Origin of the sequence: Paenibacillus sp. BIHB 4019, assembly GCF_002741035.1 — a bacterium.
GTDB lineage: Bacteria > Bacillota > Bacilli > Paenibacillales > Paenibacillaceae > Pristimantibacillus.
On record NZ_CP016808.1, the window covers coordinates 5,830,924 to 5,852,997 of the forward strand.

2 protein-coding genes and 1 riboswitch are annotated in these 22,074 nt (G+C 50.6%); both genes read right to left on the minus strand.

Annotation, left to right across the window (positions count from 1 at the left end):
* Positions 1 to 23 precede the first annotated feature (23 nt).
* Complete coding sequence (locus BBD42_RS25405) at positions 24 to 10,868, minus strand: non-ribosomal peptide synthetase (RefSeq protein ID WP_099520429.1); 10,845 nt, start codon at positions 10,866 to 10,868, stop codon at positions 24 to 26.
* A 55-nt stretch (positions 10,869 to 10,923) separates the two neighbouring features.
* On the minus strand, positions 10,924 to 21,792 hold the full coding sequence (locus tag BBD42_RS25410) for a non-ribosomal peptide synthetase (protein WP_099520430.1): 10,869 nt from the start codon (positions 21,790 to 21,792) through the stop codon (positions 10,924 to 10,926).
* Positions 21,793 to 21,862: 70 nt separating this feature from the next.
* Positions 21,863 to 21,950: riboswitch (cyclic di-GMP riboswitch) on the minus strand.
* Positions 21,951 to 22,074: the final 124 nt, after the last annotated feature.

The window sequence follows — 22,074 nt, forward strand, 5'->3', positions numbered from 1 at the left end:
AAGCTGCGCGCTAATTCATTCTTTTAGCCAAACTTCTCTGCCAGCATGTCAAAAATATCTCCGACCTCTTCGAGCTGCAATTCGCTCGCCGTAAAGTCGCTAGGTGTGAAATCTCTGTCCGTCTTGGCTGTGCAATGCTGAATTAATACAAGCAAATGATGGTGGAAGCGATCCATTAGCTGATCTATCGTAGCTCGCATATATTGCTTTTTATTGTAGGCGCAAGACACAACCAGGCGTCCGCCTCTCACCATGCCGCTTAAGCTGAGCGCATACAGCGCTTCAGATTCCGGGCTAGTTTGCGCGCCCATATCGTATACGGATGGTGAAAACAAGTCTGTTTGCACCTCGCTGTCGAATTGCCCCAAATAGTTAAAGCTTATTTCCGGCTTCAGCGTAAAAACAAGTCCTGACTTATGCTTCTCGCTCGACAAATAGCGGAGCATGCCGTACCCTATGCCTTTATCAGGAATTTGGCGCTGGTTCTCCTTAATCGTTTTGATCAGTAATGGAAGATCGCCCGCATGCTCCATATTCAGCACAATCGGATATTGTGCGCTAAACCAGCCAACCGTCCGGGATACATTCAGCTCCGAAATAATCTCCTCCCGGCCATGTCCCTCCAAATTAAGGCCAATTGCTTTGCCATTCGTCCATTGGTGAATAGCAAGCCCAACAGCTGTGAGCAAAATATCGTTGATCTCTGTGCCATAAGGCCGGTGTACATCCGTCAGCAGCAGCAAAGTCTCCTCATTCGATAGCTCTATCGAAACGGCTGCCGAGTCCTTCGCCTTTCTTTCCCTAACGACATTATCGCTCGGCAGTGGCGATATGCTCATCCGCTCGATTTGCCGCCAGTAGTCCGCCTGTTTAAGAAAAGCTTCCGAGTCCGCATAAGCAGCAAGCCCTGCTGCCCAATCCTTATAGGAATTCGTTTTTTCCTGAAAAACAATGTTCTGGCCCTGCTTGGCTTGTGCATAGCCCGATGCAAAATCCTCCAATAAAATTCGCCAGGATACCCCGTCTATGACCAGATGATGAATGATGATCAACAGATGATCGCCATCTGGTGTTTTATACTGGACAAGCTTAACAAGCGGCCCGCTTGTTAGGTCAATGCTTCTCTGCACTTGCTCGGCATGACGGGCAACTGCCGCCGCAGCATTGGAAGCATCCTCCAAATGGATAACTTCCAAGGTGTAGGTAGAATGCTGCACATCACGGTATAGCTGTCTGTACTCGTTTGTGTTCTTCAAAGGAGCATAATTCATGCGAAGCGCATCATGATGCTCGGTAATCTTGTTCATCGTTGTGCGGATAAGCGCTGTATCCCATCCAGCAGGCGCATGAAGCATAATGGATTGGTTCCAATGATGCGGATTGATAAAGCTCTGTTCGAAAAACCATTGTTGAATCGGAGTGAGCTGCGCTTCACCCTCCACCGGCCCCTGCTCGACCTGCTGACCTTTCACCCATTGCAAATAAGGGCTTACCTGCTCAATTGCCGGATGCTGGAATAAATGCTTCATTTCCAGTTTCCAGCCGTGTTTATACAGGCGGCTTGCCATTTGGATCGCTTTGATAGAGTCGCCGCCGAGCGTAAAGAAATTATCGCTTATACCGACTCGTTCAGCGCCGAGAACATCCTGCCAAATCGAAGCAAGAAAACGCTCCAGCTCATTTCTTGGTTCCTTATAATCTGCTGATTCTGCATTCATTGACGGCACGGGCAGTGCTCTGCGATCAACCTTGCCATTTGGTGTTACCGGCAGCGAATCTAAATGCACCCAATATGGCGGAATCATATATTCGGGCAGTCTTTGCGCCAAGTCTGTGCGCAATTGTGCAAAGTCGAACGCACCTGCCGGGACAATGTAAGCGCACAGCGACGTGTGGCCTGCAGCATCCTGAACAGCTGCAACAGTGGAGGCTTTGACCGTTGGCAACTGGGTTAACTGCGCCTCAATTTCCGCCAGCTCAATTCGATAACCCCGTACCTTCACCTGATGGTCAATTCGCCCCAAATATTCAATGCTGCCATCTTCCAGCCATCTGCCCAAATCCCCCGTACGGTATATGCGCTCATTGGGATTATACGGGTTTGATACGAATTTCCGTGCCGTCTCCTCCGGCAAATTCCAATAACCGCGGGCAAGTCCCCGTCCAGCTATACAAATTTCTCCGGCCACACCCTGCGGCTGCAGCGCATGACCATTACCGAGAATATAGATCCGCGTATTGCCGATCGGCCTTCCGATTGGCAGCAATGGTGCACCGGACTCGATCCTCATACTCGTTGCTACTACTGTACTCTCCGTTGGGCCATAGTTGTTGATTAAACAATACCGCGTCGCAATTGAGCGCTTGAGCTTGTCTCCACCCGTAAGCAAAATTCGCAAGGAGTCGTTATCCAGTTCCATAAACTGTTCGCATAGCTGTGTTGGCAGGAAGGTGACCGTAATACGATGCTGTTCAAAATACGCATTGAGACTTACAACGTCCATACGGATAGCTTCCTCAATCATATGAATTTGCGCACCAGCTATCCAATAAGGGAACATCTCCCACACCGTAGCGTCAAAGCCAAAGCCGGCATATTTGGCACTGCGATCCTGATCGCTGATCTCAAACGCCTCATTATGCCAAAAGCATAGATTGACCAAAGAACGATGCTCAATCATGACTCCCTTAGGCTGGCCTGTCGTTCCCGACGTATAAATAATATAGGCCAGCTTGTCCGAAGTGGTTGTTGCCGCTGGATTAGGCTCCTCATATAAGCAGGCCTCGTCCTCCCTGCTTAACGGTTCATCGCTCAGCAGCATAACCTCTCCGCGGAATGCCGCTGGCACGGTAATACCCGCTTGTGTGAGCAAAACCTTCGCTCCGCTGTCAGCAAGCATATACGTGATTCGCGGCTCAGGATAATCCGGGTCAATCGGCACAAATGCGCCGCCCGCCTTGAGAATAGCTAATACTCCGGCTGCCATTGCAAGGGAGGGCTTCACCATAATGCCTACTGGCTGTTCTGCATAGATTCCTTTGGCAATAAGCTGCCGCGCCAATAGGTTCGCTCTAGCGTTCAGCTCATGGTACGTCCATTGCTGTCCTTTGTACACAACGGCCGCATGGTCTGGCGTTCGCAGCGCTTGAGCCTCGAACAGCTCGTGAATCGTCTGATGCTGCGGCACTGCTTGACCCGTATCGTTCCAGGTATGCAGAATAAGCTGCTGCTCGGCAGGCGCCAGCATCTCTATCTCGGACAATACGATATCCGGGTTCAACGCAGCCGCTTGCAGGATACGGAGAATATAGACGCTCCAGCATGCTATCGTTTCCCTGCTGAACAAGTCTGTCGCATATTCCAGCTGAAGCCCCATTCCTGCGGGGCTCTCGAATGCGCCTAATGTGAGATCAAACTTAGCCGTTCTGTGTGCTGTCTCATAAGGCGCTATAGTCAAGCGTTCAAGCTGCAGCTCCTGCTTGTCTGGCAGTTCAACCGTAAGCATCACATTAAAGAGAGGATTCCGGCTCATATCCCTTGGCAAATCCAGCTTATTGACCAGTTCCTCAAACGGATATGACTGATTCTCCAGCGCCCGCAAGCACGTTTCCTTCGCCTCGGCAAGCAGCTGCTTGAACGTTTTCCCATGTTCCGGGGCAAAACGCAGCGCAAGCGTATTGACGAACATGCCTGGCATAGTCTGAACCTCAGCCGTCGTTCTGCCCGTTACGGCAGAACCGATGACAATGTCCTCCTGGCCTGAAATACGGGCCAGAAAGGTACTAAATGCGGCGAGTAATGCCATATGCAAAGTTGTACCCGTATCGAGCGCCAGCTTTCGAAGCTGGCGAGCTGTCGCCTCAGGAACATCAAAGCGAAGCAGGTCGCCTGCAAAACTCTGCACAGCAGGCCGCGGAAAATCGGTTGGCAGATGCAAATCAGCAGCAGGCTGCTGGAATTGCTCCAGCCAATACTGCTCCTGCTCGCCAATACGCTGCTGCTGGCCAGGCTCCAGATTCCAAACGGTATAGTCCTTATAGTGCAGCTCTGGCTTCTCCAGAATCTCGCCTGCATGTAAGCCGGCAAGCTCCTTGATGAAGACGCTTCGTGAAATGCCATCCGCAATAATATGATGCATATCGATAAGCAGCAAATGCTGTTGATTATTCAGTTGAATAACTCCAGCGCGCAGCAGCGGTGCCTTGTTTAGATCGAAAGGACGAATAAATTGTCGAATCGTTTCATCCATCTGCTCCTCCACTGTGTTAAGTACGTTTAGCTGGAAATCCACAGAAGCATGCACCATTTGCACGGGAGTCCCATCTAATTCTGCAAATGAGGTTCGAAGCGTCTCATGGCGATCAATCATCGCTGCAAGTGCCTTCTCCAGACGTCCTAGCTCAAGCTCACCCTCAAGCAGCAGCGCCGAAGGCATATTATAGCTGATACTCTCAGGCTCCAACTGATGCAAAATGTACATTCTTTTCTGTGCAGACGATACCGGATAATGTGCTTTAATCTGTGCCGGAGCTATGCATTCAGCCTTGAGGCTATCCACTGTGACCGCAGCCTCCTCCATGTATCGGGCGAGCTGGCGAATGGTAGGCTGCTCAAACAAAACCTTAAGCGGGACCTTGCGGTTCATATGATTTTGCATATTGCTGATCAGCATAATCGCCTTTAACGAATGACCGCCCAAATCAAAAAAGCTATCCTCTGTGCCAATTGCTTCGATACCAAGCACTTCTTTCCACAGCAGGCATAATTGATGCTCCAGCTCGTTGTTTGGCAGAGCCAAGACGGGACGCGTCTGCGCCGTTATAGGCTCAGGCGCTGGCAGCAGGCGGCGATCAACCTTGCCGTTAGAAGTGAGCGGAATCACATTAAGCCTTATGAATCGGGTCGGAACCATATAGCTTGGAAGCCTCGCAGTCAGCCAATCTCGCAAATCAGATACGGTCAGTTCCTGGTCTGCCGAATAATAAGCACACAGCTCCGGCAATTGTCCCTCCGCAGAGAAGGGCATAACAACCACTTTCGTTATAGGCTCATGCTCCAGCAGCTGCATTTCAATCTCGCCAAGCTCAATGCGGTAGCCGCGAATTTTCACCTGATCATCCACACGACCGATATAGGCGAGCTTTTCATCTGGGAGCTGGCGTACCAAATCCCCTGTTTTATAGAGCAGCTCTCCGGCTGCGAAAGGACTGGCCATAAATCGCTCTGCCGTCAACTCCGGTTGATTCAAGTAGCCGTGCGCAAGTCCAGGACCGCTAAGATGCAGCTCGCCGACCACTCCAGCAGGCACGAGCTGGTTGCCCGCACCTAGAACATAAGCAGCCGCATTATAGATCGGCTGGCCGATGGTCGGTTGCTGGGCATAGCTGTCCAGCCGCGATGTATCAATATACTGCGCAATCGCTCCAATCGTCGATTCCGTAGGCCCGTAATGATTCATTAGTTCCGTATTTGCATATTGCGCATGGAATAATGCCAGGTCAGACGTATGAATGCGTTCCCCTCCCAGTACAACCAGCCGCAGCGAGGCGAACGGTTTGGAAGTGAGGAAGCTGTGTGAATGCACAAGCAGATGGAACAGGGACGGTGTCAGCTTCAAATAGGTGATCCCTCGTTCATACAAATAATGGCTTAGTTCATCCGGTTCGGTCACGATTTCGGATGCTACGATATGAAGCTCTCCTCCGGCAAGAAGTACCGGAAACAGGCTCGTATAGCCCAAGTCGAACGCGAAGGATGACAAAAGGACTGTTTTGTCCAACGCGGTTACGTTCGCCTCGCTCATAAACCAGAAAGCATAGTTAACCAAGCCGCGATGCCCAAGCTGCACCCCTTTAGGCAACCCCGTGGTGCCAGACGTATAAATAACGTAAGCCAGATCATTCACCTGCTCGTCTGGATCAGGCACGTCAGCATGTTTCATAATTGCCGTAGGCTCCGACTGAAGCTGATGAGCACGAAGATCCACGACTTCCCCTTTGTAAGCGGCAACGCTTTGCAAATGCTCACGCTGAGTAACAAGCCATCCCGCTCCGCTATCTTCCAATATATACAACATACGCTGCGCCGGAATTTCCGGGTCAATCGGGAGGAATGCGCCTCCAGCCTTCATAGTGGCAAGGATGGAGATGATCATATCCTCCGTGCGATCGACGAGCAGTGCGACGAGCTGATTACGTGCTACTCCTCGCTTGCGAAGTATCGAAGCGAGACGGTTAGCCTGCTCGTTAAGCTCACTATACGTAAGCCGCTTCTCACCGCAGACGACCGCAATATGTTCAGGCATGAGCTGCACCCGCTCCTCGAACAGGCGATGCAGCGGACGATTCGCCGGCGCGTCTGTCCGCTGGCCACGTTGTACCTCCAGCATACGGGTTGTCTCTTCTTCGCTCAGCAACGAGAGTTCAGACAATAAGCTTTCTGGATTGTCCAAAGCTCCCTTGACCAGTTGCAGCAAATGCCCGCTCCAGCGGCGGATCGTCTCCTGCTGATACAGGGCAGAGGCATATTCAAAGCTGAGGCTGACCGCACCCTCGTGCTCGAAGGCTTCGAGCTTGAGATCAAATTTCACCGTAGGATACAGCAGCGAATAAGGTGAAATATGCAGGTTGCCAAGCACAAGCGGCGGCATTTCTGCATTTTGCAAATGAAACATAACATTGAATAAAGCGCTGCGCTTCGTATCCCGCACTAGCGGCAGCTGCTCGACCAGCTGTTCAAACGGATAATCCTGATGGTCGAACGCCTGCAGGCTAGCTTCCTTTACTTCGAGCAAAAAGGCCTTGAACGTTTTTGCCCCTTCGGGCCTGCTCTGCAGCGCAAGCGTATTAATAAACATGCCAGGAATAGCAGCCGTGTCCGCATGTGTTCGGCCTGCTGCTGGGGAGCCGACGATAATTTGCTCCTGATTCGCATATTTGGAAAGAAAGACCTTGAACACCGCGAGCAGGAACATATACATCGTCGTCCCCGTTTCCGCCGTCAATCGCTGAATTTGCTTCGTTAGCATTTCATCCATGCCGAAAACAAATCGTTCCCCCGCAAAATTCTGCTCCTCTGGACGCGGGAAATCCGTCGGCAAATCGAGCATAGGGATTTCGCCGGCGAAGCAATCAAGCCAATATTGCTCTAGCTGCTTCAGCCGCTCCTGCTGCTCGGGCGCATGTTGCCAAACGGCAAAATCCTTGTAATGCAGCTTAGGCTCAGGCAGGCTCGCCCCATCGTACAGCTGCGTCAAATCGCGGACGAACAAGCCCATCGAGGTGCCGTCCGATATAATATGATGCATATCGATTAAGAGCAAATGGCGAAATTCCGCAAGCTCAACCAGCTTGGCACGAACAAGCGGCGCCTGATGAAGCGCAAACGGACGAATAAATTCACTAATGATTACCTGCGCCTCGGACTCCGCTGCCTGGACTACATTTAATGGAATGCTTGCATGCTCATTTATGCGCTGTACAATGCGGCCATCGGCCAGCTCAAACGAGGTTCGCAATATTTCATGCCGATTAACCAATTGCTGTAAAGCCGCCTCCAAACGGACTCGATCCAGCTCCCCTTCCAGCAACAGTACAGCAGGGATGTTGTAGCTGATGCTCGCTTCTTCCAATTGGTTCAAAATGTACATGCGGCTCTGCGCCGAGGAGACAGGATAATAGTTCTGATAAGGCGCTTTCTCAATAGGGGCATAGCTTATCTCGCTCCTCCCCCGTTCAGCCGACCGCTTCATTTCTTCCAAATATACAGCAAGCCGCCGAATCGTCGGGCGCTCAAACAGTGTTTTAATGGGAAGCTCGACCTGGCATTTCTGGTGAATTTTCGCCGAGAGCATCATTGCATTGAGCGAATGTCCGCCTACCGCAAAGAAATCATCGTCAATGCCTGGTTTAGCTCCTAGCACCTCCTGCCAAATTTCGCAGAGGAGCTTCTCCTGCTCGCTAACGGGCTCCGCGTATTCTATACCTCCTGTCAGACTCGCATCCGGCTCAGGCAGAGCCCTGCGATCGACTTTGCCATTGGGCGTAAGCGGAAGCTTCTCCAGTTGAATAAAAACAGCAGGCACCATATATTCCGGCAGCGTCCGCAATAACGCCGAACGCAGCTCCACGCCTGATAAATCAAGCGCTCCCGTGAAATAAGCGCATATGTAATTTTGCCCTGCTTCATCCTGCCTCGTCATGACGGCTGCATCGTCTACCTTATCCACCTGCAGGAGCTCGGATTCAATCTCTCCAAGCTCAATTCGAAAGCCGCGTACCTTTACCTGATGATCCATTCGGCCTAAAAATTCGATGTTGCCATCCGGCAGCCATCTTGCCAGATCCCCCGTTAAGTACATCCGCTCACCAGGTGCATAGGGATTGTCTACAAACTTCTCCTTCGTCAAATCTTGACGATGCAAATAGCCGAGCGCTACCCCATCTCCGCCAACGCATAGCTGCCCCGGTATGCCTACGGGCTGAAGCTGGTTGCTGGCATCCAAAATATATGCGGAGGAATGGCCGAGCGGCTTGCCAATCGGAATATGCCCGGTGTATTCCTTCTCGATCAGGAAACAGGTGGAGAAGGTCGTGTTCTCCGTTGGACCATAACCGTTCCATAGCGACAGCTCAGGACACGCATTTCTCACCTGATTGACATGTTTAGGCGACAGCGCATCTCCACCAATAATTAAATGCTGGACGCTTGCGAACATATTCGCATTTTTCTGCGCCAATTGATTGAATAATGGTGAAGTCAGCCACATCGTCGTAATGTTATGCCACCGCAAAAATTGGGCAAATTCCGCTGCATCAAGCAGTACCGATTTGGGGACGGGATGCAAGGATGCCCCATGCAGCAGCGCTCCAAATATTTCAAACGTGCTGGCATCGAAGCTGATTGCCCCTGTCTGTGCCATCTTCATTTTGTCATGGAACGGAATATATCCAGCATTTTTCACCAAGCGAACGACATTTCTTTGTGAAACCATAACGCCTTTAGGCCGGCCCGTCGAACCGGAAGTATACATCACGTAAGCGAGATCATTCGGCAGACACACGGGCATAAGGTTGCCCGAATCCAGCAGCTCGTAAGAAGGGCTGTCAATATCAAATTGTTTATATCCCTGCAAACGGCTGGAAAACGGCTCAGAGGTCAGCACCATAGCCGCGGCGCTGTCCTGCAAAATATAGTTCACCCGATCATCTGGATTGTCGGGATCTATGGGCAAATATGCGCCGCCCGCTTTCAGAATCGCCATAATGCCGACAAACATGTCGATCGATTGCTCCACCATAATGCCTACGACGGTATTAGGCTGCACACCGTTAGTTCGCAGCCATTTCGCTAAGCGATTCGCCTTGGCATTCAGCTCTCCGTACGTCAGCCTGTGATTTTTGAACACGATTGCCAGATGGTCTGGCGTAAGCTCGACCTGCTTCTCGAATAGCTCGCCTATCGTGCTCTCCCGCGGATAATCGGCTTTAGTAGCGTTAAACGTCCTCAGCAGCAGCTTCTTATTTTGATCAGTTAGCAGTTGAAGCTGATTCATCGTTGTTTCAGGTGCGCGAACGAGCAGCTTGGCAAGATGCGTTAAATGTCCAGCCACCTCCTTGACCCACCGATTGTCATACTTGACTGCGTTATACATTAGCTTGAGCGTCCATTGCTTGGCAGGGTGAACGATGAGATTGAAATCATAATTCGTTTGCTCGAATGCCCCTGCCACCTTGACGGCGAAGCCTAACCGCTGCTCTTCTGTCCCATTTTTCAACTGCTGGTCCAATGGATAGTTCTCAAAGGCTACTAGATGGTTGACGAGATGCTGCTTGAGCGCGGTACGCTTCTGAATCTCATACAGCGGGACGTAATCGTAAGGCTCTGCCGCAAGAGCTGCTTGCTGCATCGTTTGCATTAGCTCGCTGAAAGGGGCGTCTTGCCCGATTCGCAAGCGCATAGGGACCGTATTGATAAACAAGCCAACCATGCTTTCAATGCCAGGAATGGCAGAAGGCCGTCCAGACACTACCGTGCCAAATACGACATCATTCGTATTATTGAATTTGCCCAGCAATAGACCCCACATCGCTTGCAGCAGGTTCGGAAGGGTCACCTGATAGCGGCCTGCCAAGTCGGTTAGCGCTTGAACCTGCTCCTCTTGCCAAATGACGGCAACCTCTTCGCTGACGTAGCTGGCGGCGTTCGCCGCAGCAGAATGGTTCCAGTGCGGAACAGAGGCAGGCTGCTCGAAATCAGCCAAAGCCTGCTCCCAATAGGCGTAAGCCTCGTCCTTGTCCTGCTTTTCAAGCCATTTAATATAATCGGCGTACGGCTTTTCAATTGCTCCAGGCAGCGGCAGCCCGCTGCGAAGAGCTTCATAATTTTCAAATAGACGCTTCATCAGAACGCCCAGGCTCCAGCCATCCAATAAAATATGATGATTGCTCCAAATCAAGTGGTAAGTGCTGTCCGTCAGTTGAAATACAGCGATTCTCAGCAGCAAATCCTTCGCCAAATGAAAGCCCTTCGCCTGATTATCCCGCTTGAAGGACGCAAGACGCTGCTGCTGGCGATCTGGCTGCAAATGAGCTATATTTTCAAAATAAACCTCTGCTTTACGCTCTCCTAGCACGATTTGCCGCGGGCGCTGCAGCTGCTGATGGACAAATACCGTTCGTAAAATATCGTAGGTACGGATTAAATAATCCACGCTTTGCTCAAGTAAGGCTACATCCAGCTCGCCCATAAGCTCCAGCTCCAATTGGGTAAAATAAGAGCTGGAATCCGGTTCCAGCATTGCATGATAAAGCATGCCTTCCTGCATCGGTGTTAATGGATATACTTTTTGAATTTTAGGCTGAGTCATAGGCCACCGCTTTCATTAGATAGTAAATTTTTCAGTGCCGCTTGCCGTCGCTTGCTTAAATCATTTGCAGCAGGTTATCCAGCTCTTCCAAAGTGAGCTCATCGTCCCCCAGATCGCTCGGCGTCAGCTCGCCGCCCTTCTGGCTGATGCAATGCTCGATGAGGCGCAGCAGTGCAGCTTGTATCCTCTCGCTAAATGAAACCATCGTCTGCTCCTCAAACTCCAGCCCGTTATATGCGATCGTCACGCTCAACACATCCCCTTCAATGAAGCCGATCACATCGATTGCCGTTACCCTCTCCGTATTTGGGCTGAGCGGATTCCCAGGCGATAATGGAGAGCGGCCAAATAGGCCTGATTCCGTCATCTCATCAAACTGCCCCAAATAGTTAAAGCTGATCTCCGGTTTGGAGGAGAAGGCGAGCCCCGCTTTATGCCCATCAGCTGCCAAATATCGCAGCAGGCCATAGCCGATTCCCTTATGGGGAATATGGCGCAAATCTTCTTTCACCCGTTTTATTTGATAGGCTATATCATCCGTATAACTCATATCGAGCACAACTGGATATTGGGAGGTGAACCAGCCTACCGTACGTGATACGTTAATAGCTTCCACTATTTCTTCGCGCCCGTGGCCCTCCATGTTAAGAAGAATTTGATTATGCTCGCTCCACTCCTTAACAGCCAGGCCGAGCGCAGTAAGCAATATATCATTCATTTCGGTGCGATAGGTCAGATGGACACTGGTAGTCAACTGCTTCGTCTCGTTCTCGCTGAGCGAAAAGGCAGTTGTCCGCGTATGCCGCATGCGCTGATCCGTCGCAGCATGGTCTTTGGGCAGCGGGTTTACCGCAATACTCTCCAGCTGCTTCCAATACTCTTTTTCCTTAAGCAGCGCTTTGGAATTTGCATATAGCTGCAGCTGAGAGGCCCATTCTTGATAGGAGTGTGTTTTGTCCGCAAGCACGATGGTTTCTCCCTTGGAGGCCTGTAAATAGCCTATCGCGAAATCCTCCAGCAAAATGCGCCATGATACGCCGTCTACGACCAAATGATGAATGACCAGCAGCAGATGATCACCTTGACTCGTTTGAAAAATGGCTGCTTTCAGAAGGGGCCCGTTATGCAGATCAATACTTGCATGAATCCGCTCTGTCTCCAGCAAAATAGCTTGCTCAAGCTCTTCCGCAGCGACAGCCCCCGGCCTAATCACCTCCAGCTTCACTGCACAATCGGCTGGTTTGCCATTATGCTGAGCAATTGCTTCGTTTCCTTCCTGCGTGAATACGATGCGAAGCGCATCGTGATGCTCCATAATCGCGCCAAGCGCCTGCTCGGTAAACTGCGGATCCAAGCCCGATGCAGCGTGCAGCATGACGGACTGATTCCAGTGGTGCTTGTCCGTAAAGTCCCGTTCGAAAAACCACTTTTGCACAGGCGTTAAGGCTACTTCTCCCTCAACGGCACCTTGATCCACTTGTCCCCCTGCTATCACTTGCAAGTAGGAGCTCACCTGTTCAATGGTTGGGTGCTGGAATAAATCCTTCATCTCAAGCTTCCATCCATGCTTGTATAATCGATTCGCCATTTGAATGGATCTAATGGAATCCCCACCCAAGGAGAAGAAGTTGTCACTGATTCCGATGCTTGAAGCGCCAAGTACCTCCTGCCAAACTTGTACTAGCAATTCCTCCTGTGCATTCCGTGGCGCCTTATAGTCCGCTGCTCCGTTATCAAGCACTGGCTGCGGCAGCGACTTGCGATCTACCTTGCCGTTAGGCGTGAGCGGGAGCCTATCCATATTCACCCAATATTTCGGAACCATGTAGGCGGGTATGCTTTGAGCCAGATCTGCTCTCCATTGTTCGGAATCGAGCTGTGAATCGTTAATCGGAACGACATAACCGCATAGCGCCGTGTCTCCCTGGGCATCCTGCACCGCTACGACTGCTGCCGCCTGTACATGCGGATTTCGAAGCAAATGTGCCTCAATCTCGGATATCTCGATTCGATAACCACGAACCTTCACCTGTTGGTCGATCCGTCCACCGTATTCTATGCTGCCATCCGCTTGCCATCTGCCGGAATCGCCGGTGCGATACATCCGCTCGCCAGGCTGAAAAGGATCGGGAACAAAACGCTGCTCCGTCTCCTCAGGGCGGTTCATGTATCCACGAGCCAGCCCGCTGCCTGCAATCCATATTTCTCCGAACGTACCGATCGGCTGCAGCTGTTGGTCAGGACCGAGAATATAGATGCGCGTGTTGTCAATTGGCATACCGATTGGCAGCGCCTGTGCCATAGGAGGAATGGCGATGCTGGTTGCTACGACGGTATTTTCGGTTGGCCCGTAATTATTGACAAGCGTGTATGCATGCGGAGCAAGACGCTTCAGCTTATCGCCTCCAGTCAGCAGTACACGCAAGGACCGATTATCCAGCTCCATAAATTGCTCACAGATTTGCGTCGGCAAAAATGTAATCGATATATGATTTTGCTCGAAATAAGCATTAAGCTGCATCATATCAAGGCGAAGAGCCTCATCAATGACATGAACCTGCGCTCCGGCCAGCCAATACGGGAACATTTCCCACACGGAGGCATCAAACCCGAATCCGGCATATTTAGCACTGCGATCCAAATCAGTAACGAAGAAAGCTTCATTATGCCAATAGCATAGGTTCACAAGTGATTGATGCTCAATCATCACTCCCTTAGGCTGGCCCGTCGTCCCCGAGGTATAGATGATATAGGCTAAATGGTTCGGGCCTGTCGCGGTTTGCGGGTTTGCTTCCTCGCTGAGATCCGTTGTATCTGCCCAGCAGCCGCACTCCCCATCCAGCAAAATCACCTCTCCATTAAAGATAGCCGGAACAGATGACGTCGTTTGCGTCAGCAAAATCGCAGCTCCGCTGTCCGCGAGCATATAGGCAATGCGTTCCTCCGGGTATTCAGGGTCGATCGGCACAAACGCGCCGCCCGCCTTAAGAATGGCAAGCACACCGGCAGCCATTTCTAGCGAAGGCTTGGACATAATGCCAACTGGCTTATCCGCGCCAATTCCTTTAGCTATCAGTACTCGTGCTAAGCGATTTGCTCTCGCATTCAGCTCCAGATACGTCCACTTCCGTCCATTGAATATGACGGCGTGCTGACTTGGTGTTCGCAGAACTTGCAGCTCGAACAATTGCTGAACCGTATAATGCTGTGGATAGTGGACAGCCGTATCATTAAATTCAACTAATAACCGTTCCCGCTCCGCTTCAGGAAGCATGCTCGCATCTTTAAGCAGAATACCGGATTCGGCTGTTATATGGCGGACCAGTTCGGTGAAATAAACGCTCCAGCGCTTTATCGTCTCCTGTTTGAACAAGGCGGTGTTGTAAATAAAGCGGCATTCAATAATACCGTCTTCCTGTTCTACTGCGCTTAAGGTTAAATCGAATTTAGCCGTCTTGTCCTCGAACGGATAAAGCTCCAGACGCATGCCCTCCAGGCTCAAATGCTGCGTTTCCAGCATTTGCAGATCAAACATGGCGTCGAACAATGGATTGCGGCTCATATCCCGCTGCAGCTTAACCTTTGCCACCAGCTCCTCGAATGGGTAGTCCTGATTCTCCAATGCGCCAAGTGCCATTTGTCTTACTTCCTGCAAGTAAGCCGCAAACGATTTATCGCCGTTCGGAAAACTGCGCACAGCGAGTGTGTTGATGAACATGCCTACAAGGCTTGACAGATCCGCATGTGCTCTGCCAGCAATCGGCGAGCCGACCACGATGTCCTCCTGCCCGCTCAGCTTGGACAAGAACAAGCTATATGCTGCAAGCAGCGTCATATGCAGTGTCGTGCCTGCCGCTTGGCCCAAGCGATGAAGCGCCTCGGTCAGCTCGGGATTTAAATGAAACGCAACCTGCTCGCCTTCAAAGCTTTGAATGGAAGGACGGCTGCAATCGGTCGGCCATTCTAGCACCGGAGGCTCTTCAGCAAATTGCTCCAGCCAATAGCTTTCTTGTTTCCCGTAAGCTTCCGTCTGCAGAAATGACTGCTGCCAAACCGCATAATCTTTATATTGAATGCGCAGCGGTTCAAGCTGCTTACCGGCATACAATTGGGTCAGATCCTCAAGCAGCAATCCAACGGACATACCGTCAGAAATAATATGGTGCATATCAAACAGCAGCAGATGCTCCTCTTCCGACAGCTTTACAAGCATAGCTCGAACAAGCGGCGCCGTATTCAAGGAGAATGGACGGATAAACGCTTTAATTATTTGCTGTATATCAGCATCAGCAGCTTTGGAAGCAGCATCAACAGCAGATGTTGCTATAGCAGCAGCTTCGTCTGCTTCATGGAAAACGATAGAAAAATCCACTTCCTCATGGATGCGCTGCACCGGCTTTCCAGAGTCCGTTATTTCAAACGATGTGCGAAGTGCCTCATGCCGCTGCACGAGCGACCTAATGGCCGTTTCCAGCTGCTCCTTGTCAAGCAGCCCCTTGAGCTTCAGCACGGTTGGCATGTTATAGCTTTGCTCCGCGCCTTCGAGCTGCTGAAGCACGTATAATCTTCTCTGGGCGGAGGATGCAGGATAAACCTCCTGAGTCCCAGCAGCAGTTATTGCTGCATAATGCTGCTCCCCTGCTTGCAATACAGTTTGCGACACAACAACCGCCAAGCTTGCTATCGTTGGTGCCTGGAATAGCACCCTAAGCGGCAGCTCGACCTTCATAACTTGATGGATATGCGCGAGCAGCGCCATCGCTTTAAGGGAATGCCCGCCCAGCTCGAAGAAATTATGCTGTACGCCAATCGGCTCTATACCTAGAACCTCCTGCCATATTGTTACAAGCTGCTTCTCGGTCTCATTGCGTGCAGCTTCATAGTTCACACTGGATATGGCGCCAAGATCTGGCACAGGCAGCGCCCGGCGATCGACCTTCCCGTTGCCAGTAAGCGGCAGCTCATCCAGCTGTATAAAGACAGACGGCACCATGTAGGCTGGCAGCTCCTTCGCCGCTAGCTCTCCTAATTCGCTGTTTGAAATCGGCAGATCAGTGACGACATAGGCACAAAGCAGCTTATCGCCTACTGCTGTATCTACAGCAAGCACAATAGCCTCCCGTATCGCCTCCGCCCTGCGCAATTGATGCTCAATTTCGCCTAATTCAATGCGCTGTCCGCGAATTTTAATCTGCTGATCGATGCGCCCAATAAACTCAATATTTCCATCTGGCAGCCATCGGGCTAAATCGCCTGTACGGTAAAGCCTGCCCGCATCCGCAAAGAGATGTGGAACAAACTTTTCAGCAGTCAGCTCTGGGCGGTTCGCATAACCGAGCACAAGCCCATCGCCCCCTACACACAGCTCCCCAGCTGCGCCAATCGGCTGAAGCTGGTTAAAGGCATCGACGATATATACGCTCGTATTGCTTACAGGTCGGCCGATTGGAATAGCTGCAGCCTCATCTGCTACTGCGTCTACTTCATAGTAAGTAGTGAAAACCGTGCTTTCCGATGGCCCATACATATGCAGCAGCTTTCCTGGTCCCGCAGCCTGAACCGCTTTGCGCACATGCTCAACCGATGCCCGCTCCCCGCCAAACAGCACTTTGCGAATGCCGCAAATGCTGGCCGGATGAATATCGACAAGCAGATTGAACAACGCCGTTGTAATCATAAGCACCGAGATTCGTTCCTGTTCAATAACCTGCGGCAATCTGGAAATGTCCAGTATAGTGTCCTTGCTGGCAAGCACCAGCTTGGAGCCATGCAGCAGGGAGCCGAACATATCAAACATAAAAGCGTCAAATACGTAATTAGAAAGCGACAGGAATACGTCCTGCGCAGATATGGATAAATAATTCGTATTTATGACCGTCCGGATGATGTTGGCATGGGTTACCATATTCCCTTTAGGCGTACCTGTCGTTCCTGATGTATAAGTCAGATTGGCGAGCATTCCCGAGCTGATTGGAATGTCCAAATTGGAAGCATCCCCTTCGTACAAATTCGCATTATCAGCAGCTATGCAGCCCCCGGCAAAATCAAGATTTTCCACCTCAGACAGCAAGGCATGCTCCGTCAGCAGCAAAACGGCTTCGCTATCGGCTAGCAAATATTTCATTCGCTCCTGCGGATGCTCGGGATCAATGGGAACGTATGCGCCGCCCGCCTTCAAGATTGCGAGAATGCCGATGACCATTTCGGCCGAGCGATGTGTCCATACAGCCGCTACTTTTCCAGGGCGCACGCCCCGGGAATAAAGCGTTCTGGCCAGCTGATTCACCCTGCTATTTAGCTCCTGATAAGTAAGTTCCGTTTTGCCAAATACGAGCGCCGTGCGATCAGGCGTCCTGTTCACCTGCTGCTCAAAAAGCTCGACGAGCGTGCTTTCCTTAGGATAGACGGTTGCTCGTGGATTAAAGCCAGCAACCAGCTGCTCCTTCTCCTCCATTAGCAAAATATCCACTGCTCCCAGCTTCAGCGAAGGCTGGTTTGCAATCTCCTCAAGCAGCTTCACATAATGCGTAAGCAGCTGATTGATCGTAGTCCGTCCATACAGCTTAATGCTGTAATCCATATCTAGCGTAATGCTGTCTAATTCTTCTTTCGCCTGCAGCGTCAAATCGAATTTAGCCACATGAACGTTCGTCTCCTGAATGGACATGCGCAAATTCCCAAGCACCGGAAGCCCCTCATAGGCATTCTGCAAAATAAATATCGTATCAAAAAGTGGATTGCGGCTCATATCTCTCGGCAAATGAAGCTTTCCCACAAGTCTCTCGAACGGATAGTCCTGATGCTCAAAAGCATCAAGCACATTGCTGCGCACCTGTTGCAGCAGTTCACCGAAGGAGCCTTGGCGGTTAATCTCCGTCCGAATCGCCAATGTTTGAATGAACATTCCGACGATTCCATCCAGCTCTGCATGGTTTCTTCCCGCTACAGGCGTCCCGATTACCAGCTCCTCCTGCCCCGTATATTTGGCGAGCGCAGCATAATAAGCTGCAAGCAGCACCATATACAGCGTCGCCCCGCTTTCCTCTGCCAGCTTGTTCAGCTTATCCTTGAGCCTGCGATCAAGCATCGCTGATACTCTGTCGCCTTCGAAGCTCTGTACAGCCGGTCGCGGATAATCGGTTAGCAGCTGCAGCACAGGCAGCTCTCCAGAAAGCTTATCCAGCCAGTACTTTTCTTCCTTCAAGTAGCCCGTTTCCGCCTGCTTCGCTTGCCATACGGCGTAATCCTTATATTGCAGCCTAAGCTCTGGCAGCTTCTCTCCAGCATAAAGCTGAGACAGCTCCTTCAAAATAATGCCAATTGAAACTCCATCAGAAATCAAATGATGCATATCAAAAAGCAGCAAATGCTCGTCCTTGGAAAGCGGCTGAAGCTCTGCTCTTATTAATGGCGCCACACCGAGGTCAAAGGGGCGGACGAACGCGCTCAGTGCTGCTTGGGCAGACTGTCCCCCGGACTTTTTCACCGTGATGACAAACGGAGCAGAAGCATGGATGGTCTGCACAGGAACACCCTGTAGAACCGAGAAAGAGGTACGCAGCGCTTCATGCCTCTGAACGAGCTGTCCAAAAGCGTCCTTTAAGCGCGGAATGTCTATATCCCCTTCCAGCAGCACTGCAGCCGGCATATTGTATCCGATTCCAGCTGACTCTAGCTGGCTAACGATGTACACCCGCTGCTGCGCAAAAGAGAGCGGATACGTTTCATTGGATTCCGCGCACTCTATCGCAGTATACGTTGAACGCTCAGCCTCCCCGATATATTGCGCCAGCGCATAGACGGTTGGGCTCTCGAACAACACCTGCAGCGGAATGGCTGCGCCAAACTTCTGATGTGCCCGTGCCAGCATCTCCATCGCCTTAAGCGAATGTCCCCCAAGCTCGAAGAAGGAGTCATATAAACCAATCCGCTCTACTCCAAGAACAGCCTGCCAAATTTGCGCGAGCTGTACTTCTAATTCCAATGCCGGAGAGGCATAATCGCTGTCGCTGATCGACATAACCACTTGAAGCAGCAGCTTCTTGCGGTCCACTTTACCGCTTGAGGTTAGCGGAATCTGATCCAGCTGCGCAAAATAAGACGGTATCATATACATAGGCAGCTGTTTGGATAAAAATTCTCTTAACTCCGCGATGGATAGCGTTTCCTCTGCTGCATTCAACACCACATAAGCGCAAAGCTCTTCTGAACGAAGCAGTACAACTGCCCTGCTGATCTTCTCATGCTTCTGCAAAGCAGCAGCTATTTCTCCAAGTTCAATCCGGTACCCGCGGATTTTCACCTGATCGTCCTGCCGTCCCAAAAATTCAAGCATGCCATTAGGCTTCCAACGAGCCAAATCGCCTGTTTTAAAAAGTCTTTCTCCGGGTACATAAGGATTGTCTATGAATGTCTCAGCCGTTAATTCCGGCAAATTCAAATAGCCGCGCCCGACGCCAGCCCCGCCGATGTACAGCTCGCCCGCTGCACCTGCTGGCTGCATTCTTCCATTAGCGTCGAAAATATACAATCGGTTGTTTCCAAGTGCGCGCCCAATAGACAGATAAGCGCTATCCAATTCTAATTCCATATCGGGCCGCGCTATATGCAGGGCGGAAGCGTCAACGCAGCATTCCGTTGGCCCATAGACATTCGTAATCGTTGGCAGCCGTGCTGCTGCTCCACTTGCCTTAAAATGTTTGGCAAATTCTCGTATCGTCGCATGCGGAAGCGCCTCGCCGCCAATCAGCATATGCGCAAGCTTAATACCGTCCAGCTGTTTTGCAGCAAGCAGCATTTGCAGATGTGCCGGTGTACCATCCGCCACATCAATCTGTTTGCTTCGGTAATAATCCGCTAAGGCTTGTCCGCTTGTAAGCGATGCTTTAGGAATAATGTGCAACGTATGCCCTAGCAGCAGCGCTGCAAAAATTTGCTGTACGGACGCATCAAAATGGAATGGAGCAACGAGTGACAGCTTTAAGCCCGGTCCATACTGCTCGTACACAGAGCTGTGCAAAGCTGTAATTAGATGAGCGACTTGAAGATGCTCAATCATGACGCCCTTCGGGTTGCCGGTTGTGCCGGATGTATAAATGATATAAGCCAGATGATGGCTGCTCACTGGCTCATCCAAATTGCTGCATTCCCCATAGAGCAGCGTAGCCTTATCCAGAACTAATACGTCTATTGCATCAGGCACAGTCAGGCTTTCCAGCAAATTCGGCTCGGTTAGCAGCATCTTGGCTCCCGAATCCTGCAGCATAAACTGGATTCTTTCTTGCGGGAAGTCGGGATCCATCGGCACATAGGCGCCGCCTGCTTTCAATACCCCCATAATAGCTGTAATAATCTGCTTTGATCGTCCCATGCATATGGCTACTGGCGTATCGGGCCCAACACCTTTGGCTTTTAAAATCCGCCCTAATCGATTGGAACGCTCATTCAGCTCCTTGTAGGTCAGTTCCCCTTCTTCATCAACTACAGCTGTCTGCCATGGCAGGATCGCCGCCTGCTGCTCAAATAGCCCATGAAGCATCTGATCATTGGGAACGTTTAAATGCACATTACCCGCTTGCGCCAGCAGCTTGCGCTTCTCCTCCAACGTACAAATCTCCAGCTCGCCAATTGCTTTTGCGGGATCATTGAGCGCATCTTCAAGCAAAACGAGGATGCCATTGTAAATATGATCCACTTCTTCCTTCGCAAACAGCTCTGTACGGTAATCCATGTCTATCGTTATCTGGCTTGTATCCCAGCGCTCCTTCACATGGATGGAAATATCATTGACTTCATGCTCGCTGAATAGAGGTTCGATTATGAACGACAAGCCCTCCTTCTGCTCCCAATTCATCACCTGGTATTCGAGTGATAAGCCAAATAATCTTCCTGCCTGACCATGAAGCTCCCGTAAATCATTCACCAGCACATTATAGGGGTATTTCTGATGGCGAATAAGCGTTAGTTGATCCTTCATCCGCTGCTGCACAAAACGGAGAAAATCTTGACTCTCATCGACATATGCGCGCATTGGAATGGTGGAGACAAACATGCCAAGCATCTGCTTTTCCTTCTTGCTCGTCCGATTTCCCATAAACGTTCCAAGTACTGCTTCCTGCTCCCCTGTTATCCGGTACATATAGATGTACAGAAGCGACAGAAACAAAGACAGCATGCTCACGCTGTTATCCTTGCAGAAATGCTGAAGCTTGTGCTGGAGCGGCTGCGGAAGCACTTGTGAAAACCGCGCTGCTTCCGTACGTATGCGATTGATGTCACATTGCTTTAGCGATGTGGACTCTGGAAGAGCCTTGAACTGCATATTCCAATAATTTTTATCCTTCTGAAAGCGATCGGACTGTTCATATTCCAGCTCGCTTTCTATGTAATCCGCATACGAAATTTGCTGCGGCAGCAGCTTGCCGCTATCAAGTACCAGTTCCAGGTAGCCGTCAATAATTTGGTTCCCCATTAAGACGTTCGAGATGCCGTCAGAAATAATATGGTGGATTTTGGAGAACAGCCAAATCTCCCTGCTGCTTATTTTGAATAGACGAAAATAAAATAAAGGACTATCATAAAGCGGCATTGGTGTACGCGCCTCTGCCTGCCCCCAAGCCATAATAGCTTCCATGTCTCCAGCTTCGCTGAAATCAGCCGTTTCTAGTTCAAATGGTGCATATTCAGCTATATATTGCTTGGGCTCTTCACCGCTGCTGCCACTCCCGGCTATTCTAAGCCTCAAAGCATCATTGCTGCGAACAACCTGCTGGATTACGTTTATAAGCCTGGTGTTATCCATTCCCTCATGCGATCTAAGCTTGAGAAACCCGCTCAAATTGGCCATACTGGTCCCGGGGTAAAACTGCTCGGTATACCAAATTCGTTTTTGCGCATGTGTTAATGGATAATAAAAACGTTTCATCTAATTACCCCCAATAACTTGTTTTGATAAATAAAAAACTGCCCGGATGTTGGACAGTCTGCTCCCATTTTCCGGCAACCTGTCAACCGTAGCATCGTCTGATGCCTTAGGCCATGGCTTTGCGTCCCTATGTTTCCATAGGTATGCCTTTATCCATTTTATGTTTGTTTTATTCCATTCCTAATCTATAAACAATCCATTCGGCAAATAGTTACGTTTTTTTACATTTTTTTATATTTTCATTCGACAAAAAGTTTTTGGGAGAGGGGTCCTATGAAAATG

What these genes read in the sequence shown, in the direction of transcription:
- BBD42_RS25405 (WP_099520429.1), bottom strand. Translation starts at nt 10,868, where the DNA reads ATGACTCAGCCTAAAATTCAAAAAGTATATCCATTAACACCGATGCAG.
- BBD42_RS25410 (WP_099520430.1), bottom strand. Translation starts at nt 21,792, where the DNA reads ATGAAACGTTTTTATTATCCATTAACACATGCGCAAAAACGAATTTGG.